We start from the raw sequence: 24,968 nt of genomic DNA on the forward strand, positions 1-24,968 counted from the left end.
ACAACCGCCATCGCCCGCATCACCGGGGCGGTGGCAAGGATTTCCCCTGACTTGGAGAGTTTTCCATGAGCTTCGCGCAGAATCTCCTACGCCTACGCCAGCAGAACGCCCTGACCCAACGGCAGATGGCCGAGCGACTGGGCATCACCGTGAGCCAGTTGCGGCACTTCGAAACCAAGGGCGGGCACCCGTCGCTGGCGGTGCTGCAAACCATCGCCGGACGTTTCGCGGTGCCCCTCGACTGGCTGGTCTGCGAGCGCAGCGAACGGCAGGCGCTACCGGAAGACCTGCGCCTGCAGTTCGAGGCCATCGGCCGCCTGCGGCTGGACGAGCGGCGCGCCATCCGGGCGTTGCTCGACGACCTGATCCGCCAGTACATGGCCAAGCGCAACGCAGCGGCCAAGCCCCTCCCGGCGGCTTGCGCCGAGGCCACGGAGACGTCCCCGTAGCCCCGGCGCACGGCTCAGTCGCTGCCGTACCTCGGCGAGCGCGGGCCGTACAACAGTCCGCCCGGCTGGCCGGCCGAGAGCAGGCGCGCACTGGTCATCCCGGCGATCGGATAACCGGCGTCCTCCACCGAACTGTTGATGATCTGCTTGACCGCCGCGGTGATCAGCATGCCCACCAGGCCGCCGTTGTTGCCGCCGTTGCCTTCCTCGCTGGAGGCGGTCGCCGAGCCGGTCCACAGGGTGGTGCCGGATCGCAGGTCGACCAGCTTGGCGCTGGCGGTGACGATGGTCGCGCTGCTGATCACCATGTAGCGCGTGCCGTAGTCGCTCACCGTGACGTACAGCGCCGCGTCGGCGCCATAGATCTCGCGCAGCTTGGCCGGGGACACCTGGTGCACGTCGCCGGCGCTGGTCAGGCCGTTCTGGCGGAAGGTCTCGTCGGCCAGCGCCACCGGCACCACGTAGTAGCCGGCCTCGGCCAGCGGGAAGGTGACCTGCGAGAGCATGCTGTAGGTCGCCTTCACGTCGGGCGACTCGTTCAGCGGCGGCAGGACCAGGATCGAGCGCGGCTTGGCCTGCTTGAACGCCGAGTAGTCGACGCTCTTGGTCGGCGCGCAGCCGCCGAGCAGGGCCAGCAGGGTGAAACCGGCCACCAGGCCGGACAGTCGGGCGAGTTTCAACGGGCACCTCCACGGGCGTTGTTCAGGAGGAAGTCCATGTAGGTCGCCGACTCGGGAAACAGCGCCTTCTCGGTCTCGAACTCGCGGACCATCTGGTCGTCCTTGCCAATGCTGGAATAGAGCAGCCCCAGCTGGGCGTGGTAGCCCGGCGGCACCGCGCCGTTCTTCGCCCGGATCTTCTCGAGGTCGGCTTCTAGCGCCTGCGCCTGGGCCTCCTTGGATTCACCCTTGAAGTATTCGTGGACCTGGGCCTGGTAGCCCTCCCACTGGTACAGCGTCTTCGGTCCGCTGCACCCGGCCAGCGCCATGCTCCCCAGCAGCGCCGCCGTCCATGTGATCGTCTTGCTCATGTGTGCCGTGATTCCCTGGTTTCTGGTGGATTATTGGTTCTGTGGCTTCCAGGCGCCGCTATCGACCGCGTTGACCAACTTGTTCACCGCCTCGCGCATGGCCAGGTCGAGAACCTTGCCGTTGAGGGTCGAGTCGTAGCTGGCGGTGCCGCCGAAGCCGATCACCTCGCGGTTGGACAGGGCGTACTCGCCAGCGCCCTGGGTCGAATAGACGACCTCCGAGGTAGAGATGTTGACGATGTTCAGCGCCACCTTGGCGTAGGCGATCTGCGACTTGCCGCGGCCGAGGATGCCGAACAGCTGGCGGTCGCCGACTTCCTTGCGGCCGAACTCGGTGACGTCGCCGGTCACCACGTAGTCGGCACCCTTCAGGCGCTGGGCCTGGCCCTTGATCGCCGCTTCCTGCTGGATCTCGCTCATGTTGTCGCGGTCCAGCACGTTGAAGCGATTGGTCTGCTGCAGGTGGGTGATGAGAATGGTCTTGGCCTGGCCGCCGAGACGGTCGACGCCATCGGAAAAGATCCCGCGCATGTAGCTGGAGCGGTTGTCGAACTTGCCTACCGCAATCGGCGAACGCACGCCGCTGTAGGGTCGGTTGACGCTCTCGACCTGCTGAACCGGCAACGCGGTGGAGGTCTCGGTGGCGCAGCCCGCCAGGCCGGCCAGGGTGGCGACGGCGAGGAGCGGCAGTAGTGCTTTCTTGGCGCTGTGACTCATGGGGTTCTCCTGGAAAAAAAACGCTATCGACGCGGAGCGGCTTCTAGCCGACCCGTGTGCGGAAAAGAGGGCGTAGTGAAAATCGAGGAAGGCCAGGCGGCACGGCGGCGCGCCAAGGCGAGGGGCGAAATGGGATGGCCACGTTTTCTTTCCTTGAAATACGAATGCGTCGATCAACCGGCGCTCCCGGCCGGCCTTGGAAATCCGAAAGAATCGTGCGGGAAGCGATGCACGAACCGTATGAGCCATCAATAGGCCATCTCGGTGGGCGGCAAAGTTACCACAGTTATTCCGATCGTTTCGTTATGCAGGAAGCATACTCGGAGAATTCTGACTGCGTCTCGTTCGCAGGATCGAGGTGGGACGCCGGGCACCGGTGTCCGCCACCCACCGGTGGCAGCCAGGCAGGCATCCTTGCCGCCCATTGCGCCCGACGCTGTACGGCGCAAACGAAAACGGACACCCCTTGGGAGTGTCCGTCTCTGCCGTCGACCGGTCAGGCCAGGTCGAGGCCGCGCATTCTCAGGCGCAGGTCCTGTTCCTGGGGCTTGCCTGAACGATCCGTCCCGGTTGCCAGGTCCAGGGCATCGAGCAGTCCCTCGCCGTGGCCGCTCCGTTCCCCCAGCGTGGCCTCTTCGAGCACCCGACGGGTCACACCCTGCCCATCCTTGGCGCTGAGAAGCACGCGCATGTCGGTCCCCTTGTCGTAGAGGATCTCCTGCTCATCGCCCTCGATCGATATCTCGCTGACATCGATCCCGGATCTGCCGAACAGGGTGGTTATCGTGCCCTGGCCCGCGAAGCTCCTGGCAACGCCGGGGTCCCGGGAGGTGGAGAGATAGCCGGCGTCGTGGCCGACCTGGCCCTCTTTCACCGCCTCGAAGGCATCCCTGCCCTGGGTGCCGCGGAAGGTCTTCACGACCTGTTCAGCCGGTCCGCTCTTTTCGAACGCGGCAGACATGCCCCGGTCGATCAACGCCTGGCCCGCATCCAGCTCCCGTCCCTGACGCAGGGACCGATTCAGGTGCTGGTACTCGCCGTTGGTATAGAGACCGAGCGCCATCACCTCGGCATCGCTGTACGGCCCGTCCGGGTGTTCGCCGAGGTACTGCTCCGCCTCCAGCCCGAAGTGCTCCACCAGGCCATCCGCCAGCGCCTTGTCGACAGGCTCGCCCTTTACCTCGCTCTCTACCGCGTGGCGCAACAGGGCGACCTTGTCCATTACCGCATGCAGTTGGACGGCGATTTCGCGCAGTTGCTCCGGGCTTGCGCTGAGTACATGCTGGCTGGCGGCACCGCCCGCGGTCCCCCACTGTTGCAGCGCGATCCCCCCAACGCTCTGTTCGAGCAGGCGGGCAGCCTGGGTACGGGAAGCTTCGATCAGGCTGCCATCGCGAATCCCGACCAGGGCGGTGGCCAGCGAGCGCAGAGCGCCGTCGCCGCTGGCCAGGCGCGTGTGATCCTTCGCCAGTCTCTCCGCTGTCAAAGTCGCCAGCTCGCTCGCCTTGCCAAGTCCGCCCAAGGTCAGGGGCAGTGCCTTTTGCAGCATCATCTGCTTGATCTCGGCGGCAGAGAGACTGGCGGCAGGCGGCGCGTCCTGACGGGAGAGCGGCGCCTGGGTGGCGGCGTGGGCACGGCTCCCCAGCAGTTTGCCCAGCCACTCGATGATCGCCACGAAGGGACGCGCGAGGGCAGCCCCCAGGCGGGAGAGCAGGCCCTCGCCCTTCGGTGCTTCCTGGCGCTGGGCCAGTTGTTGCGCCTCCCGGGGAGTGGCCACCTGGCGGGCCTCGACCTGTCCCAGGCGCCCGGCCACGGCCTGGCTCAACTCAGCCACGAAAGACGGGTTCTGCTGAGATGATTGAATATGCATGATGATTGACGTCTCCTGATGTTTCCCCGCCAGTCTAGGAACGAGGCGCCCCTCCGCCTATCAGGATTGGCCGTGGTTTTTTTACTGTTGGCGGCCGTCGGAGCACGCGGAAAGAGAACCGTCAGCGGCCGAAAAACAGCGGACTTTCCCTACGCCAGCTCCCGTGCGCCTACACCGGGGCGGAGAACCCGATGGATACCGGCGGCAGCGCCGGCCTCATGGCGGACGGCGTACCACCGCGCAGGCACCTCGGGGTCGTCTGCTGCTATGGTGCGCACAGGCACGTCGCCATCCTCTCTCCCGGCGAATGGAATCGAGCATGACGCTTTCCCTGGATCTGTTGTTGAGCCTGTGCACGGCCCTGGCCATCGGCCTTCTGATCGGCGCCGAGCGCGGCTGGCAGGAGCGCGACCACGAAGATGCGCGGCAGATCGCCGGAATCCGCACCTTCAGCCTGGCCGGCCTGCTCGGCGGCTTCGCCACCCTGCTCGCTGGCGAACTGGGCAGCGCAGTCTGGGTAGCCTTGCTGCTGGCCCTCGCGGCGCTGGCCGTGGCCGGCTACGTGAGCGATGTCAGGCGTGGCGGCGACCAGGGCATGACCACCGAGATCGCCCTGCTGATGACCTTCCTCCTCGGCAGCCTCGCCCTCACCGAACAGCGCCTGCTGGCTGCCGCCGGCGGCATCGTGCTGACCCTGCTGCTGAGCCTCAAGGACAAGCTCCACGCCCTGCTGAAGCGCCTGACCGCCGAGGAGCTATCGGGCACCCTCAAGCTGCTGTTCATTTCCGTGGTCCTGCTGCCGGTGCTGCCCAACCAGGGCTATGGTCCCTGGGCGTTCTTCAATCCCTACCTGACCTGGTGGATGGTGGTGCTGATCGCCGCCCTCGGTTTCTCCGCCTACCTGGCCATCCGCCTGATCGGCTCGCGCAAGGGCCTGTTGCTGACCGCGGTGCTCGGCGGCCTGGTGTCCTCCACGGTGATGACCCTGACCCTGGCGCGCCTGCGCGAGCGCATGCCCGACGCCCTGTTGGCGTGCGCCCTGCTGGCGACCTCGGCGCTGATGTTCCCGCGCATCCTCGTCGAGATCGGCGCGATCCACCCGGCCTTGCTGAAGGAACTGGCCCTGCCATTCGCCGCCACCACCCTCGTCTACCTTGGCGGCACGCTGTTCCACGCCCTGCGCGGCGGCCGCGCCAGCCAGGAGGCGCCCGACGAGCCAGGCCTGCGCAACCCCTTCGAACTGCTCCCGGCCCTGCGCTTCGCCGCCCTGCTGAGCGCGATCCTGCTGTTGGTGGAGGTCGGCCGGCGGCTGTTCGGCGATGCCGGCATCTACGCGGTCGCGCTGCTCTCCGGCCTCGCCGACGTCGACGCGATCACCCTGTCCCTGGCCCGCGCGGCGCAGGGCGAACTCGATCCAGGCGTGGCCAGCCGCGGCATCGCCCTTGCCGCCCTGAGCAACAGCCTGGTCAAGGCCGGCCTGGTCGTGCTGGTGGGCGGCAAGCGGCTGGCCCTGCAAACGCTGCCCTTCAGCCTGGCGGGGCTGCTGGTAGGAGCGCTGCTGATCCTGTTGTGAGGCGCCGGGGAAACTCCGGAGCGCCGCTGGGCGAACGCGACGACAACCGCCTGGCGCCCCGCATCAACCTGCGCGGCTACTGGCTGCAACGGCCGGGTTTCGAGGACCGGACCAGGAGCCGGGTGAGGCAGGGCGGCCTGGCGATCACGGCGGAGCGAGGGGAGGGGACGCCTCCGCGTTGGACTCAGGCGTCTCTGCGACGTCGGAGACAAGGCGGTGGCTGGCTGAGCCAATCGCCCTTTGCGGCGTGAAGGGCGCCTGGAACTAGCGGCACTCGCCCCGCGCGGTCGCATCGACCACCCTGCCCGAGGCGTCGGCAAAGAACTCGTAGATGCAGGTGTAATAGCCGCTCTGGTTGGCCGTGCCGGTCTTCTGGTTCAGGACCGAGCTGTTGGGCGTATTGCCATGGCCCTGCTCGTAGTAGGTGTAGTCGTAGTCGTGGCTATAGTTCTCGTACTCCTTCCACACGTACTTCTGCCTGGCGGCATCCCCCGTCACGCGTTCCGGCTCGCCGAAGCGCTTGATCACGTCCTGGATCGGCAAGCCGATCCAGGACTGCGCATCGCTACGCGCGCGACTGCCATAGGCCTCCATGACGCACCCCGACACGCTGATCGCAAGGGCCGCCAGGGCGGTGAGTCTCAGAGCCAGTACCGGCATATGTGCTTCTCCTTCCATGGCGGTCTGCCTACGCGGCATCCCGCTCCCTTTGTGCGGGTCGGTGTGCTGCGAATGGTAGGGGGCCGGGGCCCGCCCGTTCAACGGGAGACGGCGGTTTCCGGTGTACTAGTACATTGGGGCGCTGTGCGACGGGAGCAGTAGAAAGGAGGACCGGCAAGCCGCCAGGAGCAGATGGATATGGGTGGTCATTCGGCAAAATGCATGGAGCTTGTTATCAAAGGCATCCTCGAGGTTCCGTCGATCGGAGAGGTAACGCTGGTAGTCCTCGTCCTCGGCGAATACCACTTGGCGACTGTGTCCCCGCTGGACCATGTGAAGCGGATAATTCGGTAAACCACTCGCCCTTGCCTAGGCATCGCGGAGCCTCCTTACGGCGTCTGCGCTGGAGCCTCCCTGCTTAGAAAATTAGAGTAGAGAAAATAAATCTGTCCCCTTTATTCTTAAGATCAACAAACTCTTGCCGTTCGACTACATGTTTCTGGAACGCGTGGCCATTCGCAACCTCCTCAGACAGGAGCTGAGAATTAAGCCTGCCTTGATTGATAGCACTTTCTGCGCCGGAGCTACCTTTTGCCCCAACTAAATATCAAAAGACTCTCTGCGACGGTATACAACCCTACCCACCTCCGAAAGCCCCGGAAGGCGTTCACGCCCCACGATCAACTCAGACCTGCATCTCAAACTAGAGCCCTGATATGCCGTATATTGGCAAACAACATCCTCAATCTCCTCAACGTCCTCTTCGTTGCTCTCTTCAAGATAAAATCTCAATACCCACTCATCGCCATCCCATAACAATGCAATCATTCTAAAATTGGCAGATATCGCACCTACCAACGCTTGAATTAGCATTAACACTTGAAAATTCCATTCTTCCAACGTTGGCTGGCTACTCATTTGGGGCTCCAGTTTGGATTTGTAGGGACAATACTTAGACTCTTTGTGCCCTTGATAATAAATACATTGGTTGCCTGATCAGTTATACCAACGCCGAGATTAAGAGAAAAGGGGAAAGATTTATTTTTACTACTCTAATTTCGGCGACTGCGCCCACTCTGAAACGCTCAAAGCAAATAATTCGCTAAACCATGCGCCCTTACCTAGGCATCGCGGAGCCTCCTTACGGCGTCTGCGCTGGAGCCTCCCTGCTTAGAAAATTAGAGTAGGGAAAATAAATCTGTCCCCTTTATGCTCCCTTATGCTCGTTGCCCCGGCGAGCGACCCGTCAGGGATGACGGGGCCGGGGGTTCAGGACTCTGCGGAAGTAGCGAAAGGGAGGTCTTGCACGGTGCTCTTCTTCTAAACCGAAAATGTAAATTGTTAAAGAGCAAGGGATTACTGAACGGGGAAAACCTACCTGCCTTTTAACTTTAGAGTAGCAAAAATAAATTTGTTCCTGTCCCCTTTATACTGTGCCTTTCGAATGCAAGGCTGCTTGGCGATTACGGCGGAGTGAAAAAATCCCCGGGCGAGAGCCGGGGGGGGCTTCAAACGTCTGGAATCTCAATGTGAAATGACTTCGCATAAATATACCAAAGCATCCAGCCCGGCCCCGGCTGAACTTCGAGAACCCCCTCTAACAAATACTCTCTGGAAAGAGCATCAATACAAGAACGGGAACCAAACTCTTGAATCACTTTATTTCCAGCAGACTTTTCTCGACCATCTGTATATTCATTAATTATCCTTTTTGAAAAGTGAGCGCCTTCAAAAACAAACCAGCAACCACCAACAAACTCATGCATAGCGTATTGACTGTCGGCTTTGCTTGTATATTGAACCCACTCGCCAGATTTAGTGCGAGCCCTCAAAAGATGATCGTCACTCAACTCCCATTCAACATATTCAACCCGCCTTGATGGATCGTAAATATAGTGTCTTGGAAATATCTCCCCCACATTCTCAGAATTATCTTTTTCACATTTAAAAAAGCGAACACCATTTTCTTCCTTTAAAAACATCCCATATGGGAACGCCAGTCCACCCTCAACAAAGACTCTAAGCGCACCAGACTTTTCTTCCGAAAACCCGTATGTGCAGTTAAATGTATCAAGCTCATCAAAATCAACGAAAATCATCATTTGATTTTCTCCAGAACGATAGTTTTCATGCTGTCGAGATTCGTAATTACACTTCCATCTGTACGGAGAAATGTTTGCCCTGAGAATCTGGAGTCAAGAGGGCCATTTTGTATAATTCGCAGCCCTAGAGACTCTAATTCAGATGCACTTGGGATCTTTCCGTAAGGGTTTGCAGCGTTCGCATTGATAAATATCTTTCCCCCAGGCTCTATCACACGAGTAGCTTCCGGCAGAAAATCCATCATTGAGTTAGTACCGCCCGCACTCTTTGGAATGAACGGGTTACTAGCAACAACCTCTCCTAGCGAATTATCCCTGAAAGGAAGTTTCGTTGCGTCCGCGCGGATACCCGACTGAATATCTGGACGTACATCAACGTTAATTGCACCAGGGGTTTGTGCTTTTTGCCCACCAAACAATTCTACTGTGGGTCTCCCTCCAGAACTGGCTACTTCTCCAGTTCCTTTTGCACCATCAGTAACGACGCCCTTGCCTGCCCCCGCCAACCCTCCATCAATGGCCAGCCCGACCTCAACTCCCAATGCAGTCGAACTCGCGGCGTTGTCCCGCACCACGCTGGCACCCTGGCCTTGCATGGTGTGCAAGGCATCCAGATAGCCTTTCATACGGATGTCTTCAGGTAACGAGGCAACCGAGTTCCAAGCGTTCTGGATATCCCGCTCCGCACAGCTTGAACAGGTTAGCGCACCCATCAACCACAAGGCAGTTTTTGAAGGCGCGCTGACGATCCCTTCCAGTGCCAGCCCAAAGCCCGCTTGGCTACCTTCACCTTTGGCATTCAGCACTTCCGCACGGTTCGCGGGGTCCCTCGTATAGCTCGCGGGATTCGCTAGGGCTATGTTTTCCAGAACGCTGGTCAGGGCCTCCTTGTTCTTGAATAGCGCCGTCAGCCCCACCCGCTCGTTGTAGTAGTCAGCCTGGGTCACCTGGAAGAGATTGCTGTCCGGGCCTGTGCCCAGCTCCGTACGCAGATACTGAGCAGCCCGGGCAGCGTTGATGTCTGTGCCGGCCAAGGCCTGGTTCCAGCCATTGTCCACCATCATGGCGGCCGTGCTGAGAAGCTCTTTGCGGGCGGTGTCCTCGCTCAGCCCATTTTCCTGGGCATAACGTTTGACGCGCTCCACATCCGATGCGAATTTGATTTCATCTGGGTGTAGCTGCCGGTTGTACGCCGTCCCGCTTTTGGCGATCTCGGCGCCCAGACTCACATCGCCATTGACCGCACTTGCCGCGGCTACGCCAACGAGTTGCGAGGCCATCAGTTCGAGGTTTTGATCGCCACCGACCATTTTCCCAAGGAGGTTGATCATGGCCTCGTTGGCACCAGCGGCCGCCGCTCCAGTCTTGAAGTCACTGCCGGAGGCTTCGGCCAGCAGACCTCCCATCAGGGCGTGAGCCATGATTTTCGGCGGGCTGCCATCAGGGTATTTGACCGAGTCACCAATGAAATTGAAACCTACCGCCATTCCCAGGTTGCGCGCCTGACCTGCCATGGCATTACCGAGGTTGTCGATGTAGCTGCCGCCATAGGCGGCCTGCTGCATGACCGATTGAGCAAAGCCTTGGGCAATGCTGTAGGCAGCAAATCCACCGATTCCCTCAACTGTGCTGAGCTTGAATCCTTTGGTGACTTTGTTGATGTTGTCACTGGATACGCCGAATGCCTTGTCCAACTGCGGGCTGACGAGATAAGCCGTGGCCGCTGCGATGGCGTACCCTTTCAGACTGTCAGCGCTGGTGGCCTGTTGCAGCCCCTTGCCAAGGTCACCGCCATTGTTGATGGTGCCAATGGCGAGGTTGCTGGCCATTGCGCCATACACCGGGCCGAGGTAAGCAGCTGCAACGATGGCAATGGCCAGTGACGGCGCAGCCCCCAACCCCGAGTTGCTGTACTTCCAGCTATCGTGCACCTCCTGCACCATGCGCCAGTCCACATCCCCGCGCTGCTCGGCCTCCTTCAGCCACGCCAGTTGCGGATCCGCCTGCACCATCGCGTCGATGGTCTGGCTCACGGTCTTCTGGTCGATATGCTTGAGGTCGATCTTCAGCCCTTCCACGGCCTTGATCGCCAGATTCCCCTGGGCGACGATCTGGCTCTGGCGCACGGTTTCGTCGGTCTGGCCCTTGCCCTTCGACGACTGCCACGCCAGGTCGCCCTTGCTCTTCTCGTGGCTCTCCTGGTGCAGGTCCTTCACCGCCTCGAAGGTCACCGCGCCGCCGCTGACGATGGCCAGGTCGTTGCCCGATTCCAGCTTCGCGCCCTGGTAGGTCTGGTCGCCGCCGCTGAGCAGGGTGAGGTCGCCGCCGCTGTTGATCTGGCTGCCCACCGCCTTGACGTCAGTGACTTCGTCGCGCCGGGTTTCCTTGCGGCCGAAGTCGCCTTTCTTCTTCTTGTCGTACAGGTAGTAGTTGCTGTCGTTGGCGGCCAGCAGTTCCAGCTTGTCGCCGGCCACCAGGTAGGCCTCGTCGCCGGCGCTGGCCTGGCTCGCGATCAGGCGCAGGTCCTGTCCGGCATTGATCGCCAGGTCGCCGCCGGCATCCACGCGGGTGCCTTGCTGGGCGACCTTGTCTTCCTGGTAGGTGACCTTCCTGGTCTTGCTGTAGGCATGCTCCTCGTTCGCCGCCGCCGCCAGGGTCACGTCGCGCCCGGCGGAGAGGGCGATGTCGCGGCGCGCTTCGAGGGCGCTGGCCACTGCGCTGAGGTCGCGCCCAGCGCTGACGTTCAGGTCCCGCCCGGCACTGACTTCGGCGCCGAGCTGGGTCACGCTCTGTAGCCGCGACGTGTTCCAGCGGGTCTGGCCCTGGCGGTCCTCGACGGCGGCGACTGTGACGTCGCGTCCGGCGTCGAGGCTGAGGTCGCCGCGGCTCTGCAGCACCCCGCCGAGGTTGGCGATGTCGCGTCCGGCCTGGACGTTCAGGCTGTTCGCCGCCTCCACCCGCGCGGCGCTGTCGGCGAAGCTGCGCTCCCAGGTGCGGCCGTCGAGCGCGCTGTCGTAGCGGGTCACGCTGCGTTCGTTGATCACGTCGCCGGTCAGCGCGGTGAGGCTCACATCGCGCCCGGCGATGACCCCGCCCTGGCGGTTGCGGATCGAGTCGCCGGCGAGCAGGTCGAGGCGCTTGCCGGCCTCGATCAGGCCGCTGTTGTCGAGGTTGTCGGCCGTCGCCGAGAGGTCGTTCCGCGCGCGCAGGGTGCCGACGTTATGCAGGTCGCCGCCGCTCACCAGCTTCACGTCGCGGCCCTGGATCAGCGCACCGTTGGGTGCCAGCCGACCCTCCGCCTGGGCCAGGTAGACCACCGGCGCGAGGACCTTCTCGCCGTTCACCTCGACCTCTTCCAGCCAGACGATGTCGTGGGTCAGCGCCGCCATCTGCTCCGCGCTCAGACCCACACCCAGTTGCAGGTGCAGTTGGTCCTTGTAAGCGATGGCGTTGTCCATCAGGTAGCGGAACAGTGCCTCGTCGCTGCTCAGCCCGTCGATGTAGCGCTGGCCGGTGCGCGCCACCACCGCGTCGCGGATCAGCCGCTGCTCGTAGAGACCGTCGCCGAGACGCTTCTTGCTAGCGTCCGGGTTCATGCCCAGGCCGCTGAGCAAGTAGTCCGAGTTGAGGAACTGCTTCAGTTCGGTGAGCGCCGGGTTGGTCTCGATCAGGTACTTGTGGCTGGCGCTCGGCGTGGCGTTGCCGGGCACGCCCTGGACCCGGGCGACGCCCGGCAGGCTACCGCCGAGCGCGCTGCCGCCCTGACCCTGGACGTTGGCCGCGCCAGCCAGGCCATCGACTCGCACGCCCTGGCCCTGCCAGGTACCGGCGACGTTGCCGGCGCCTTGCTGGCCGACCGAGACGCCGCTACCGCCCTGGGTGCGGTCGGCGCCGGCACCGAGCGCGGCGCTGCCATTGCCGTCCTCGGCGAAGCGCGAGCTGAGACGGAACAGGCCGTTGTCGCCCTGGGGCAGGCTGAAGCCGGGCAGGGTAACCGGGTTGACCTGGCGCCGCGCCAGGTCGGGCGGCAGTTGCGAGGTCAGCGGCACGACCACCGAAACCCCGCTGCCGCCCACCGCGCTGTCGCCCACCTGGCGGCCGCTGCCGACGAAGGTGTAGCCGGGGCGGGTGACGCCGTTGTCGATGCGCGTGCTGGCATTGACCGTGACGTCGCCGGCGGCCTGGATCACCGCTGCGTAGGACTGGTCGCCACTGCTGATCGGGGTCGGCCCCTTGCTCGGGAATTCGTACTCGAAGGACCAGTCGCTGAGGATCGCGTTGAGCGCGGCGGGGATCTCGCCCGCGCGCGCCGGGTCGAAATTGGCGCTCTGGTACCAGTAGAGGTTGGTGAAGTTGCGCGACTTCTGGTCGATGCCGCCGATATCGCCGCCGCGAGCGGTACGCAGCACGCGGATGGTTTCCAGCTCGCCGGTTTCCAGGCCCTGGTTGTCGAGGACTTCGAGGTTGGCGGTGAGGTTGCCGCCGCTGCCGATCAGGCTGGAAAGGTTGTTCAGGGTGCCGCCGTCGATGGCGAAGTCGCCTCCGGCCAGCAGTTGCCCCATGGCGCTGCTGGCGGTGACCTCGGTCTTGTCGCGCTGGGTGATGGTCCAGATGGCGTTGCGCTTGCCGCTGCAGTCGCCCGCGTTGACGCCTTCGATGCAGGCGGTCTGCTCCATCTTCGCGGTGTACAGGCCCGACTTGCTTTCCAGCACGGCGCGACGGTTCTCGATCAGGCTGGCACGCAGGCTGAAGTCCTTGCCGCTCTCGATCACCCCGGAAAGGTTGCGCAGGCTGGCGGCACGGTTGCCGGCATCGTCGCGGGCGATATCCAGCCTGCCGAGGCTGTACACATCCCCGTAGAGGTTGGTGATGTCGCCGGCGCGCAGGGTCATGTCGGCGCCACTGAACAGCAACCCGCGCTCGTTGAGCAGGGCGGGCGCGTTCAATCGCAGGTTGCCGCCGCCGCCCAGGGTGCCGTAGTTGTTCAGGCTCGCGGCGCTGGCCACGAGGTCGCCGGCAGCGGTGATCCGCCCACGGTTGACCAGCAGGTTGCCGGCGCCAAGCGTGACATTGGCGCCGCCGGCGAGGCTGGCGGCATTGCCGAGGTCGAGGCTGGCGGCGTTCAGGGCGAAGTCGCCGAGGCTGGTGGCGCGGCCGTTGCCACGGTAGCCGCCGCTCAGGTCGAGTCGCAAGCTGCCGTCGCTGGCCAGCAGGCCGTCGTTGCTCCAGTCGCCGCCGCGGCCAGTGAAGGACTGCACCGCCAGCAGCTTGCCCTCGGCCGTCTGGCGGAAGGTGCCGATGTCCAGGTTCAGGCGTCCGGCTTGCAGCACGCTGCTGTTGGTCCATTCGCTGGCGCGGATGTCCAGCAGGCCATTGGTGGTCAGTTCCCCGCCGGCGCGGATCACCTGCGCGGAATCCAGGCCGAAGGTGCCATTGCCGGTGTGGAGGATGCGCCCGCCGGCGTTGGCCAGGCTGCCCAGTTGCAGGTCGAGGTCCTGGTTGGCGCTTTCCAGCACGCCGTAGGCGTTGTTCAGGCCGCCAGCGACCAGCCGCGTGCTGCCGCTGCGGCCGAGGGCGCGCAGGCTGCCGCCGCTGTTGTCGATCGCGGCGGCGCGCAGGTGCAGCTCGCTTTCGCTTTCCAACTGGCCGAAGCGGTTGGCCAGCGCGCCGGCCAGGCTGAAGTCGATGCGCCCGGCGCCGACCTTGCCGCCCTGGCCCGCCGCCGCGCCCTGGTTGAGGAAGCGCTGGCCGTCGAGACTGAGCAGGCCGCTGGCGTAGAGGCCGCCGCCCTGGTTGTCGAAGTCGGCGGTGACGATGCGGTTGTCGCCGCCCAGCGCCGAGAGATGGCCCTGCTGGTTGCGCACGCCTTGCCCGGCGCGAATCTCCAGCGACTGCGCCTGGGTGACGCCGGCGCTGTTGTCGAACAGCCCGGTGACCAGCTTCAGCCAACCCTTGGCGCTGTTGAGCACGCCGCCGGCGCCGTTGTCGAGGCTGCCGCTCTGCAGGTCGAGGTTGCCGGCCCGGCTGTCCAGGCGGCCGCCCTGGTTGTCCAGCGCGCCGCCGATACGCAGCCGGTTGTCACCCTGGGCCTGGAGCGTGCCCTGGCGGTTGTCCAGGCTGCCGGCCTGCACCTCGAGGGCGCCGGCCTGGCTGAAGATCAGGCCGTCCTGCTGGTTGCGCAGGGCGCCGCCGACCAGGCGCAGGCTCATGTCGGCCTGGCTGGCGAGGGTGCCGGAGGCGCTGTTGTCGAGGCTGCCGGCGCTGATCTCCAGCAGCCCCTGGCTGACCAGCTTGCCGCCGCGGTTGTCGACGCTGGCGCTGCGCAGCAGCAGGTCGCCGCCGCTGGCCAGGCGCGCCGCGCCGGTGTTGACCAGGGCGCCGCCGAGGATGGCGTCGAGCCGGCCCTGGCTGATCAACTGGCCGTCGCTGTTATCCAGGCTGGCGCCCTTGAGCAGCAGGCTGCCGCCGTTGATCCGGCCGCCGGCGTTGTTCAGCAGCGTATCGTCGCGCTCGAAGCTCAGCGCGCGCTGCGCCGAGACCAGGCCGCCCTGGCCGTTGTCCAGCTTCCCGGCGATGCTCAGGGTCACGTCGCTTTCGCCGGAGACGATGCCCTGGGCGTTATCCAGGCTGGCGGCGTCGATCCGTTGCGCGCCCTTGCTGACCAGCGCGCCCTGGCCGTGGTTGTCCAACGCGCCGCCGAGGCTGATGGCCAGCTCGCCGTCCTTGCTCGAAAGGGTGCCGCCGGCGCTGTTGTCCAGGCTCCCGCCTGTCACCGTCAGGCCCTGCCATCCGGAGAGCAGGCCGGCGCCGGCGTTGCCCAGCGCGTCGGCGTCCAGGCGCAGTTTCCCGGCGCTGATGATGCGCCCCTGCTGGCCGTTGTCGATGCGCCTGGCCAGCAGCTCGAAGCCCTGCTGGCTGGAAATCTCGCCGCCCTGGCGGTTGTCGAGGACGTTCAGCCGCTCGATGCTCAGCGGGCCGCGGGCACTGATCAGGCCGCCCTGGTTGTCCAGGTCGCCGCCTCGCAGGTCGAGACTGACGCCGCGCTCGCCGATCAGCCGGCCCTGGCGTTGCACCAGGCGCTCGACCGTCAGGCGCAGGTCGCCCCGGGCGGAGATTTCGCCGCCGTCGGCGGAATCGACGCGCCCTGCCGTCAGTTCCAGTTCGCCGTCGCTGGTGAGCAGGCCGCCATGGTTGTCCAGGTTGGCGGCGCTCAGGCGCAGCGACTGCTTGCCACTGAGGGCGCCGCCACGGTTGTCGAGGTCGGCGCTGCTGACGTCCAGCACGCCCTGGCTGATCAGTTGGCCACCCTCGGCGTTGTCCAGCGCGCCAGTGACGACGCTCAGGCCGGCGTTGCCGGAGAGCAGGCCCTTGCCGCTGTTGTCCAGCGAGGCGCTGGCGAGCGTCAGGCGGGCGCCGGAGACGGTGCCTTCGGCGTGGTTGTCCAGCGCGCCGTCGACGCGCAGGTCGATGCCGGCGCGGCTGGCCAGGGTGCCCTTGGCGCTGTTGTCCAGGCGAGCGGCCGCGATGTCCAGGCCGGCGGCGCCGGAGATCACCCCGGCCAGGCTGTTGTCCAGAGCCTGGGCGATGCGCAGGGTCAGGCTGTCGGCGCCGATCAGGCGCCCGCCGCGGTTGTCCAGGCTGGCGGCGGCGAGGGTGAAGGCGCGGTCGCTGGAGATTTCCCCGCCGGCGCCGTTGTCCACCGCGCCGAGCTGGCGCAGCAGCAGCGCGCCGGGCGTGGCGATCAGGCCGCCGTCGCGGTTGACCAGCGTGCCGCCATTGAGGTCGAGGGTGACGCCGGTTTCGCTGACCAGGACACCGCCTCCGCGCTGGTCGAGGCCTTTCAGGTTGGCGTCGAGCAGGCCCTTGGCGCTGACCCGGCCCTGCTGGCCGTTGTCCAGCCGGGCGGCCACCAGGGTGATGCCGGCGTTGCTGCCGATGCCGCCGTTGCGGCTGTTGTCCAGCACGCCGGTGCGGATATCCACCGCACCCTTGGCGCTGATCACGCCGGAACGGCTGTTGTCGAGGCTGGCGCCCTTCAGCGTCACGCCGGCATCGCTGAGCAGCCTGCCGCCCTGGTTGTCCAGCGCGGCCTGGCTGGTCAGCGCCAGCGCACCGGCGCTGGAGAAGGTTCCGCCACGGTTGTCCAGGCGCGCGGCGCGCGCCGTCAGGCTGCCTTCGCTGACCAGCGCGCCGCCCTGGTTGTCCAGCACGCCGCCGAGGCTCACGCTCAGGCCGTTCTGGCTGTCGAGCCGCCCGCCGTCGCCGTTGAACAGTTCGCCGCCGTCCAGGCTCAGGCCGTCGCGCCCGGCCAGCACCCCCTTGGCCTGGTTCAGCAGGCGCTGCACGGTGAGGCGCAGGCCGCTGTCGCCGATGACCTTGCCGCCGCGGTTGTCCAGTTGCTCGCGGGCGTTCACGGCGACCTTCGAGGTACTGGAAATCTCGCCGGCGCGGTTGTCGACCTGCCGCGCCTCGATAGCGATGCCGCCATTCGCGGCGATCAGCCCGGACTGGCTGTTGTCGAGCGTGTCGGCCGCGACCTTCAGGGTCTTTTCGCTGACCAGTTCGCCACCTTGCTGGGCCAGGCTGCCAAGCGTCGCCTGCAGGTCGCCCTTGGCGACGATACGCCCTCCGGCGTTGCCGACGGCGTTCGCTGCGAGGTCCAGGCGGCCATCGCTGAGCAGCTTGCCACCCTGGTCGTTGCGCAGGCTGGCGACCTCCACGCGCACGCCAGCCTTGCCGCTGGCGCTGCCGCCGTCGCGGTTGTCGAAGGCGCCTCCCGTGGCGCTCAGGCCGGCGTCGGCCACCAGCACGCCGCCACGGTTGTCCAGGCTGGCGCCGTGGACGTTCAACTCGCTGCGGCTCGACAGCAGGCCGCCGGCGCGGTTGTCCAGTTGCCCCACCGTCACGCGCTGCGCGCCCTGGCTGAGCAGGTTGCCTTCATCGCGGTTGTCCAGCAGGCCGCCGAGGCTGACCTCCAGGCCGCCCCGGCTGCTCAGCGTGCCCTTGCCGCTGTTGTCCAGGCTGCGCGCCCGCAGGTCGAGGCGGTTGGCCGCGGAGAACAAGCCGAGGCGGTTGTCGATGGCACCGCTGGCGACCACCAGCAGGTCGTCGCCGATCAGCTTGCCGCCGCGATTGTCGAGGCTGCCGACGCGGGCCTCGACGCGCTTGCCGGAGACTTCGCCGTCCCCCCGGTTGACCAGCGCCTGGGCGCGGACGCGGGTGGACTGCTGGCTGCCGAGCAGGCCTTGCTGGCCGTTGTCGAGCGTCGCCGCGCCGACCTCCAGGTCGTTCAGGCCGATCACCTGGCCGCCACGGTTGTCGAGATCGCCACGGGTCTTGACCACGGCGCGGTCCCGGCTCTGCAACAGGCCGTCCTGGCGGTTGTCCAGGCTGCTCGCCTCGACCCGCAGTTCGCCCTCGGCGAGCAGCTTGCCGCCACGGTTGTCCAGGTGCCCGGCGTCGACCCGGACGGTCGCCCCCTTCAGGCTGCCGCCCTGGTTGTCCAGCGCCTGGCTCGCCTTCGCTTCCAGCGCGCGGCTGGCCACCAGGCTGCCGGCGTTGCGCAGGGTGCCGCTGCGCAGCTCGAGGTCGCCGCGCGCGTTGCGCCGCTCGTCTGGCTCGACGCCGGCTTCGATCACCCCGGCGTTGTCGATATGCGCCGCCTCCAGCGCGATGCGTTCGCGCGCCGCCAGGCTCTGCCGGTTGACCAGTTCCTCCGCGCTGCGGATCTCGGCGCTGCCACCGGCGTAGGTCTTGCCGTTCAGCTCCACGGCCTGGGCCGCGATCTTCAGGTCGCCCTGGCTGGAGGCCTGGGCCAGGCTCAGCTTGCCGCTGGCGTCGATGCGGATGTCGCCGCCGCTGGCGGCCATGTCGCCGGCCAGCTTCACCCCCACGCCCTGCTCGGTGCCGACCAGGCGGATCGCCCCGGCGTACATCCCGCCCAGCGCCGAGCTGTCGATCGCCAGCTGTGGCTTCTCGCTGCCATCGGCGGCGCGCGGCGTGGCCTGCAGGCTGTCGGCCTGGACGTCGTTGCGGCCGGTGACGATGTTGAGGTTCTTCGCGTAGAGCTTGGCGTTGAGCTTGGCGCTGCGGGTGATCAGGTCGAACTGTTCGAGGTTGCCGACGTTCAGTTCGGCGCCTTCGACGACGATGTCGCCGCCGTCCACCTGGAAGCGCTCCAGGCGCTGGCCGTCCATGATCGGCTTGCCGGTGGTGAGGGTCGCGCGCGGCGTGTTGATGAAGCCGCAGCCCTGGCAGGTGATGCCGTGCGGGTTGGCGACGATCACCCGCGCCGACTGCCCGGCCACCTCGGTGTAGCCGGCCAGGGTGCTGCGGTTGCCGCCGGTGACCTGGTTGAGGATCACCTGCGCCGCCTGGCCCTTGAGGTTGGGGTTGCCGAGGATGATCCCGCCGAGCTGGGTACCCTGGGTCTTGCCGGTAGCGTTGTTGAGGATCAGCCCGTTGGCGCCGACGTTGTAGTCGCGGAAATGGTTGTTCGACAGCCCGGCGCCGTTGGGCGTGGCGATATTGACGATGGGCACGCCGTTGCCCGCCTGGCCCAGGCCGGTGTTGCCGCCGGCGGCCTTGTCCAGCGCCAGCCCCGCCGCCGCGGCGACGATCGGGTTGAGGAACAGGATGCCGGCCAGGGACAGGGCGATGCACTGGTTCAGCGGGCTGCGGATGTCCATATCGTTACTCCTTGGCGGGTAGGGGCCCGGCGAGGTTAAGCAAGGTTTTCCAAGGAAAGGGCCTCGATGCAGGTAGGCGCTTTCCTAAAGCGTTCAGGAGGTCGCCGCGTATTCAGAAGAACGCGTCGACCCGGAAATAGATCGGGTGCTCGCGCCGCTCGATGGCGCTGGGCCGCTCCAGCGAGCGGGCGAAGCCGACGCTGGCGGCGAAATAGCGGCCCCGGGCATCCAGTTCGATGGCGTTGCCGCTCATGCGCCCGCTGGCACCGTCGTTGTAGCGGTCGTGGCGGATCACGCCGACGTCGTAGGCGAAGGCCACGCCGTATTCCTGCAGCCAGGGCCGCAGCGGCGCCCATTCCACCGCACGCCGCCAGCGCAACTGGTTGCGCCAGTAGCCGCCGCTGTCGCCGGTCAGGGTCTGGTCCTTGAAGCCGCGCACCGAGCTGTTGCCGCCGAGGCTGATGCGCTGCGGGCTGAACAGCACGTCCTCGCTCCTTTGCCCGGTGGCCAGGCTGTCGAAGCTGAAGCGCTCGCCCCATAGCTGGAACGGCTGCAGGTAGCTGAGGGTCAGGCTGTACTTGTCGTAGCGCGCATGCGGATCGCCCGCGTGCGGGTGGCCGCGACCCTGCGCGCCAAGGGCGCCGATGCCCTGCTGCCAGCCAAGGTCGAGGTTGACGAAACCGCTGCCGATCCGCCGGCCATGGTTGAAGCCGAGCTGGGTCTCGGTGATCCGCGTGCTCTGGTCTTCCAGGCGGGTGTCTTCGACATAGTTGTTGGTGCGCTGGTGGCTGAGCCCCAGGCTCATGGCGGTCTTGCTCACGCCGTCGCGGTGCAGCACGCGTTCGGCGCGGAACTGATGGCTGCGGCTGTCGCCATCGAGCTTGAAGGGGAAGCCGCTGGCCTCGTTGCGCGTGCGGTAGTCGCTCTGGCTGTAGCCGTAGGTGAAGGTCCACCAGCCCCAGGGCAGGCTGTAGAACAGGCTCTGGCTGTCGGAATGGCGCCAGCGGTCGGTCACCGCGTCGCGGTTGGCGCGCAGGTTGAGCTGGTCGGCCAGGCCCAGCGGGCTGTCCCAGTCCAGACCCAGGCCCATCTGCTGCTCGCCGGTGCTGACGTCGCCGTCGTTGTTGCGCGTGGCGGAGACCCGCCAGGGCTTGTCGCGCTCACCCTTGAGACGCACCCGGCTGCCGCCGACCTCGCTGCCGGGCACCAGCTCCAGTTGCGCCTGGCGCGACGGCAGGCGACTCAACTGGTCGACCAGTTGCTCCAGTTCGCGCAGGTCGAGCAGCTCGCCGGTCCTGCTCGGAAAGCTCATCGCCAGTTCGCGCGGGCTGGCCAGCGCGGAGCTGTCCAGGCCCTCCAGGCGGCCTTCGACGACGATGATGCGCAGGGTCCCGGAGGCCAGGTCCTGCTGTGGCAGGTAGGCGCGGGTGGTGACGTAGCCGCGATCCAGGTAATGGTCGGTGACGGCCTTGAGCAGCGCATTGAGCTGGCCGACGCCCAGGCAGCGCCCCTGGTAGGGCGCCAGCAACTGGCGACGCGCGCTTTCGCCGAGGTGCCCGGCGCCTTCCAGCTCGATGCGGCGGATCTCGAAGCAGCGCTCGTCGTCGCCGGAGGCATCCGCAGCGGCGGGCGCTCCCTTGCCGGGCAGTTGCTGGAGTTCCTCCAGGCGCTTGCGCTGTTCGTCCAGCAGGCGCTGCTGGCGGTCGCGGATCAGGTCGCGGTCGCCGGGGGAGGTGAAGGGGGCGGCGCTGGCCATGAGCGGCAGGCACAGGAAGATAAAGGCCAGGCGATGGAGAGCCACGAGTTCATTCCTTGAATTCAGAGAGGCGCGATACTGGCCCAGCGGCTACAGCGGGTAAGCAGGAATATTCCGAAATCCGTCTTCCATGAGTCGGACAATCCGGGAGTAAGGCACAAGGCCATCTGGGCGCGCCGAAAAACCTAACACAGACTTTTGGATTAATCCGTTAGATGGCACGCTTTCTCGACGAACTGCAACAAGACCCATCGTTGGCAGGGTACTCATCGCGGCAAAAAGAAAGGGCCGGCTCCCATGGGAAAGCCGGCCCCGGATACTGCTCGTCGCAGGCGCTGCATCAGCCGCGCTGGTAGACGATTTCCTTGGTGCCGCCGTCGCAGGTGCCGACTACCTTCTTGTCGGTGACGCTGCCCTTGTCGACGATTTCCAGGGTGTAGGCAGGAACGCCGTTGGCCTTGATCTTCGCATCGATCTCGGCTTTCAGTTCCTCACAGGGCTTGGCGGCGAATGCGCTGCCCGCCACGGCAAACAGGCCGACTGCCAACATCAACTTCTTCATGAACACATTCCCTCGTTGCATGGATGAAGACCCGAACGGGTCAGGCTTGCCAAATGCGGCAAGGTTGAGACGAGCGCGCCGCCCATGGAGGCACGCCGCCCTCATAGCCTGTGCATGATCCGGCGAAGCGGAAAGACGCGGTGGCCTTCCCAGGGCGCTGGCGATCGTGGACAGGTTTCCAGGGTGCCATCAGCTATTGGCGATACGGAACCCTACTTTCAGGGTCACCTGGTAATGGCCGACGGCGCCGTTCTCGATGTGCCCGCGGGTATCCACCACCTCGAACCATTCCAGATGCTGGATGCTCTTCGCCGCTTCGGCGAGGGCGTTGTTGATGGCGTCCTCGATGCTGGTCTTGGACGAGCCGACCAGTTCGATCTTCTTGTAGGTGTGGTGATTGGACATGAACTCTCTCCCCGGACGATGCCTGGTTCTTCGCGCCCGACGGGCGCCTCTGTTCAATGGACACTAGCCGAGCCGGAAAAGTGCAGCAAATCGCCAGCGCTCAGCCTGCCAACTGCTCCCGCAACCATTGCGCCAGGCGCCCGGCACGCGGATCGTGCAGGCGCGCCGGTACCCACAGGGCCAGGCGCGCATCGGTCTCGATGAAGCCCCAGGGCGCCGCCAGGCGGCCCGCGGCGAGATCGTCGCGGACCAGCGCCTCCGGGGCGATGGCCACGCCGAGGCCCGCCACCGCCGCTTCCAGCAGGTAGTAGAGATGCTCGAACCCCTGGCCATAGCGCAGCGCCTCCGCCGCCAGCCCCTGGCTCGCGGCCCAGGCCGGCCAGGCCTGGGGTCGCGAGGCGGTATGCAGCAGCGGCTCCTGCAACAGCCGCGCGGCGGGCGCCTGGGCCAGGCCGGTTTCCTGCGCCAGGCGCGGGCTGACCACCGGGCCCATGCGCTCGGGCGCCAGTTCGAAGACCTGCATGTCCGCCGGCCAGGGCGGCTCGGCGAACCAGAGCATTGCGTCCAGGCCGGGACGACGCGGATCGAACTCGCCCTCGCTGGTGGACAGTTGCAGGCGCAGGTCGGGGAGGGCACGGTTGAGCCGGTCCAGCCGCGGGATGAACCAGCGCGCCAGCAGGCTGCCGGGTACGCCGAGGACGAACGGGGCCTCGGCGGTCTGCCGGCGCAGCTCGGCACAGACGCCACGCAGTCGCTCGAACGCATCGCCGCAGGCGTCACGCAGGCGAACGCCGGAATCGGTGAGTTTTACGCCGCGTCCATCCTTGCCGAACAGGGCCACCCCGAGATCGTCCTCGAGCAACCGCACCTGCCGGCTCACGGCGCCATGGGTAACGTGCAGTTCCTCGGCCGCCAGGCTGATGCTGTGCAACCGGGCAGCGGCTTCGAAAGCGCGCAGGGCATTCAGGGAGGGCAGGTCGCGGCTCATGGCTATTCGTGAGTTTTCCTGACAGGTTTGCGCAATCTTATCGGTTTCTTTTGCCCGGCGGGGGGATTAGATTCTGCCCATACGTCATTTCCTGGAGCCCTCCATGACTTCCTATCGCAACGGCCCCGACGCCAAGGGCCTGTTCGGCCGCTTCGGCGGCCAGTACGTCGCCGAGACCCTGATGCCGCTGATCCTCGACCTCGCCCGCGAGTACGAGAAGGCCAAGGACGACCCGGCGTTCCAGGAGGAACTGGCCTACTTCCAGCGCGACTACGTCGGCCGGCCGAGCCCGCTGTACTTCGCCGAGCGCCTGACCGAGCACTGCGGCGGGGCGAAGATCTACCTCAAGCGCGAGGAGCTGAACCATACCGGCGCGCACAAGATCAACAACTGCATCGGCCAGATCCTCCTGGCCCGGCGCATGGGCAAGAAACGCATCATCGCCGAGACCGGCGCCGGCATGCACGGCGTGGCCACCGCCACCGTCGCCGCGCGCTTCGGCTTGCAGTGCGTGATCTACATGGGCACCACCGACATCGACCGGCAGCAGGCCAACGTCTTCCGCATGAAGCTGCTGGGCGCCGAGGTGATCCCGGTGACCGCCGGCACCGGTACCCTGAAGGACGCCATGAACGAGGCGCTGCGCGACTGGGTGACCAACGTCGACAGCACCTTCTACCTGATCGGCACGGTCGCCGGCCCGCATCCGTACCCGGCGATGGTCCGCGACTTCCAGGCGGTGATCGGCAAGGAAACCCGCGAGCAACTGGCCGAGAAGGAAGGGCGCCTGCCCGATTCGCTGGTCGCCTGCATCGGCGGCGGCTCCAACGCCATGGGCCTGTTCCACCCGTTCCTCGACGACGCCGGGGTACAGATCGTCGGCGTGGAAGCCGCCGGCCACGGCATCGACACCGGCAAGCACGCGGCCAGCCTGAACGGCGGGGTTCCCGGCGTGCTGCACGGCAACCGCACCTTCCTGCTGCAGGACGCAGATGGCCAGATCATCGACGCACACTCCATCTCCGCCGGCCTCGACTATCCCGGCATCGGCCCGGAACACGCCTGGCTGCACGACACCGGCCGCGTCGAGTACACCTCGATCACCGACGACGAAGCCCTGGAGGCCTTCCACACCTGCTGCCGCCTCGAAGGCATCATCCCGGCGCTGGAAAGCTCCCATGCCCTGGCCGAGGTCTTCAAGCGCGCGCCCAGCCTGCCCAAGGAGCACATCATGGTGGTGAACCTGTCCGGTCGCGGCGACAAGGACATGCAGACCGTCATGCACCACATGCAACAGGAGTCGAAAGCATGAGCCGCCTGCAGACCCGCTTCGCCCAGCTCAAGCAGGAAAACCGCGCCGCCCTGGTGACCTTCGTCACCGCCGGCGACCCGGACTACGCGTCTTCCCTGGAAATCCTCAAAGGCCTGCCGGCGGCCGGAGCCGACGTGATCGAACTGGGCATGCCGTTCACCGATCCGATGGCGGACGGCCCGGCCATCCAGTTGGCCAACATCCGCGCCCTCGACGGCGGCCAGACCCTGGCCAGGACGTTGCAGATGGTCCGCGAATTCCGCAGCGGCGACAGCAAGACCCCCCTGGTGCTGATGGGCTACTTCAACCCGATCCACCACTACGGCGTCGAGCGCTTCATCGCCGAGGCGAAGGAGGTGGGGGTGGACGGCCTGATCGTGGTCGACCTGCCGCCGGAGCACAACGAAGACCTCTGCCACCCGGCCCAGGCCGCCGGCCTCGACTTCATCCGCCTGACCACCCCGACCACCGGCGACCAGCGCCTGCCGACGGTGCTCGAAGGCAGTTCCGGGTTCGTCTACTACGTGTCGGTGGCCGGCGTCACCGGCGCCAACGCGGCGACCCTGGAGCACGTCGAGGAAGCAGTGGCGCGCCTGCGCCGGCATACCGACCTGCCGATCGGTATCGGCTTCGGCATCCGCAGCGCCGAACACGCCGCCGCGGTCGCGCGGTTGGCCGACGGCGTGGTGGTCGGCTCGGCGCTGATCGACCGGATCGCCAAGGCCCGCGACAATGCCCAGGCGGTCAAGAATGTCCTCGCCCTGTGCGGCGAGCTGGCCGAAGGCGTGCGCAACGCACGCTGACAGACCCTGACAGCGGCATTCGCCAGGCGCAGGCAACCCGCTGCGCCTGGCCT

General features: G+C 65.9%; 16 protein-coding genes and 1 pseudogene. 4 read left to right on the plus strand and 13 right to left on the minus strand.

Translation table 11 applies throughout. The features are described 5' to 3' along the window. Window positions 1–65 precede the first annotated feature (65 nt). Window positions 66–449, plus strand: a complete 384-nt coding sequence (locus FOC67_RS25705) for a helix-turn-helix domain-containing protein (protein ID WP_003111707.1) — start codon at window positions 66–68, stop codon at window positions 447–449. Between the two features lie 14 nt (window positions 450–463). Here the strand turns inward: FOC67_RS25705 and FOC67_RS25710 are convergent, their stop codons facing one another. From FOC67_RS25710 to exoT, 4 genes are all read right to left on the minus strand, one after another. Further along, window positions 464–1,129 (minus strand): DUF799 domain-containing protein, encoded by a 666-nt coding sequence (locus FOC67_RS25710; RefSeq protein WP_003083573.1) that lies wholly within the window; start codon window positions 1,127–1,129, stop codon window positions 464–466. Then, complete coding sequence (locus tag FOC67_RS25715) at window positions 1,126–1,479, minus strand: DUF4810 domain-containing protein (RefSeq protein WP_003083569.1); 354 nt, start codon at window positions 1,477–1,479, stop codon at window positions 1,126–1,128. The genes FOC67_RS25710 and FOC67_RS25715 overlap by 4 nt, the downstream gene beginning before the upstream one ends. A 30-nt stretch (window positions 1,480–1,509) precedes the next feature. Beyond that, window positions 1,510–2,196: a CsgG/HfaB family protein gene (locus FOC67_RS25720; protein WP_003111706.1), complete on the minus strand. Its 687-nt coding sequence runs from the start codon at window positions 2,194–2,196 to the stop codon at window positions 1,510–1,512. Between the two features lie 496 nt (window positions 2,197–2,692). After that, window positions 2,693–4,066, minus strand: coding sequence for a T3SS effector bifunctional cytotoxin exoenzyme T (exoT, locus tag FOC67_RS25725; protein ID WP_003111705.1), 1,374 nt, complete (start codon window positions 4,064–4,066; stop codon window positions 2,693–2,695). Window positions 4,067–4,229: 163 nt separating this feature from the next. Here exoT and FOC67_RS25730 point away from each other — a divergent pair, with 163 nt between their 5' ends. Then, window positions 4,230–5,639 (plus strand): MgtC/SapB family protein, encoded by a 1,410-nt coding sequence (locus FOC67_RS25730; RefSeq protein ID WP_025999417.1) that lies wholly within the window; start codon window positions 4,230–4,232, stop codon window positions 5,637–5,639. Between the two features lie 264 nt (window positions 5,640–5,903). Here FOC67_RS25730 and FOC67_RS25735 read toward each other — a convergent pair whose 3' ends face one another. The 9 genes and pseudogenes from FOC67_RS25735 to trpI form a co-directional block, all read right to left on the minus strand. Next, a complete protein-coding gene (locus FOC67_RS25735; protein WP_003083536.1) occupies window positions 5,904–6,299 on the minus strand; it encodes a hypothetical protein in 396 nt (131 codons plus the stop codon). Between the two features lie 180 nt (window positions 6,300–6,479). Next, window positions 6,480–6,676: pseudogene (locus FOC67_RS25740) on the minus strand (transposase); the annotation flags it as partial. A 223-nt stretch (window positions 6,677–6,899) separates the two neighbouring features. Continuing rightward, window positions 6,900–7,217 carry a hypothetical protein gene (locus tag FOC67_RS25745; protein ID WP_019485604.1) on the minus strand — a complete coding sequence of 106 codons (318 nt, stop codon included), beginning with the start codon at window positions 7,215–7,217 and terminating at the stop codon, window positions 6,900–6,902. 590 nt (window positions 7,218–7,807) lie between these two features. Further along, window positions 7,808–8,401 carry a hypothetical protein gene (locus FOC67_RS25750; protein WP_023108715.1) on the minus strand — a complete coding sequence of 198 codons (594 nt, stop codon included), beginning with the start codon at window positions 8,399–8,401 and terminating at the stop codon, window positions 7,808–7,810. Then, complete coding sequence (locus FOC67_RS25760; protein ID WP_256679252.1) at window positions 8,398–19,089, minus strand: DUF637 domain-containing protein; 10,692 nt, start codon at window positions 19,087–19,089, stop codon at window positions 8,398–8,400. The genes FOC67_RS25750 and FOC67_RS25760 overlap by 4 nt, the downstream gene beginning before the upstream one ends. Before the next feature lie 112 nt (window positions 19,090–19,201). Then, window positions 19,202–20,890 carry a two-partner secretion system transporter TpsB2 gene (gene tpsB2 / locus FOC67_RS25765; RefSeq protein ID WP_174707756.1) on the minus strand — a complete coding sequence of 563 codons (1,689 nt, stop codon included), beginning with the start codon at window positions 20,888–20,890 and terminating at the stop codon, window positions 19,202–19,204. A gap of 295 nt (window positions 20,891–21,185) precedes the next feature. Next, entirely contained in the window at window positions 21,186–21,413 is a 228-nt protein-coding gene (locus tag FOC67_RS25770) for a DUF1161 domain-containing protein (RefSeq protein WP_003097347.1), read from the minus strand. A gap of 183 nt (window positions 21,414–21,596) precedes the next feature. Beyond that, window positions 21,597–21,812 (minus strand): dodecin, encoded by a 216-nt coding sequence (locus FOC67_RS25775; protein ID WP_003097345.1) that lies wholly within the window; start codon window positions 21,810–21,812, stop codon window positions 21,597–21,599. A gap of 100 nt (window positions 21,813–21,912) precedes the next feature. Further along, window positions 21,913–22,800, minus strand: coding sequence for a trpBA operon transcriptional activator TrpI (gene trpI / locus FOC67_RS25780; protein ID WP_003111191.1), 888 nt, complete (start codon window positions 22,798–22,800; stop codon window positions 21,913–21,915). Window positions 22,801–22,903: 103 nt separating this feature from the next. Here trpI and trpB point away from each other — a divergent pair, with 103 nt between their 5' ends. Together trpB and trpA are read left to right on the plus strand one after the other, a co-directional pair. Then, on the plus strand, window positions 22,904–24,112 hold the full coding sequence (gene trpB, locus FOC67_RS25785) for a tryptophan synthase subunit beta (protein ID WP_003097340.1): 1,209 nt from the start codon (window positions 22,904–22,906) through the stop codon (window positions 24,110–24,112). Beyond that, the gene (gene trpA / locus FOC67_RS25790) at window positions 24,109–24,915 is read left to right on the plus strand and encodes a tryptophan synthase subunit alpha (RefSeq protein ID WP_009316081.1); all 807 of its coding nucleotides are present in this window, start codon (window positions 24,109–24,111) and stop codon (window positions 24,913–24,915) included. Before trpB ends, trpA begins: the two co-directional genes overlap by 4 nt. Window positions 24,916–24,968 lie beyond the last annotated feature (53 nt).

The sequence above is a fragment of the Pseudomonas sp. FDAARGOS_761 genome, from assembly GCF_013343155.1.
Taxonomy (GTDB): Bacteria; Pseudomonadota; Gammaproteobacteria; order Pseudomonadales; family Pseudomonadaceae; genus Pseudomonas; species Pseudomonas aeruginosa.

Excerpts from the sequence above, each read along its gene's own strand:
- FOC67_RS25750 (WP_023108715.1), bottom strand. The coding sequence starts at position 8,401 with ATGATGATTTTCGTTGATTTTGATGAGCTTGATACATTTAACTGCACA.
- FOC67_RS25775 (WP_003097345.1), bottom strand. The coding sequence starts at position 21,812 with ATGTCCAATCACCACACCTACAAGAAGATCGAACTGGTCGGCTCGTCC.
- trpA (WP_009316081.1), top strand. The coding sequence starts at position 24,109 with ATGAGCCGCCTGCAGACCCGCTTCGCCCAGCTCAAGCAGGAAAACCGC.
- FOC67_RS25705 (WP_003111707.1), top strand. The coding sequence starts at position 66 with ATGAGCTTCGCGCAGAATCTCCTACGCCTACGCCAGCAGAACGCCCTG.
- trpB (WP_003097340.1), top strand. The coding sequence starts at position 22,904 with ATGACTTCCTATCGCAACGGCCCCGACGCCAAGGGCCTGTTCGGCCGC.
- FOC67_RS25715 (WP_003083569.1), bottom strand. The coding sequence starts at position 1,479 with ATGAGCAAGACGATCACATGGACGGCGGCGCTGCTGGGGAGCATGGCG.
- FOC67_RS25745 (WP_019485604.1), bottom strand. The coding sequence starts at position 7,217 with ATGAGTAGCCAGCCAACGTTGGAAGAATGGAATTTTCAAGTGTTAATG.
- trpI (WP_003111191.1), bottom strand. The coding sequence starts at position 22,800 with ATGAGCCGCGACCTGCCCTCCCTGAATGCCCTGCGCGCTTTCGAAGCC.
- exoT (WP_003111705.1), bottom strand. The coding sequence starts at position 4,066 with ATGCATATTCAATCATCTCAGCAGAACCCGTCTTTCGTGGCTGAGTTG.
- FOC67_RS25720 (WP_003111706.1), bottom strand. The coding sequence starts at position 2,196 with ATGAGTCACAGCGCCAAGAAAGCACTACTGCCGCTCCTCGCCGTCGCC.
- FOC67_RS25760 (WP_256679252.1), bottom strand. The coding sequence starts at position 19,089 with ATGGACATCCGCAGCCCGCTGAACCAGTGCATCGCCCTGTCCCTGGCC.
- FOC67_RS25735 (WP_003083536.1), bottom strand. The coding sequence starts at position 6,299 with ATGCCGGTACTGGCTCTGAGACTCACCGCCCTGGCGGCCCTTGCGATC.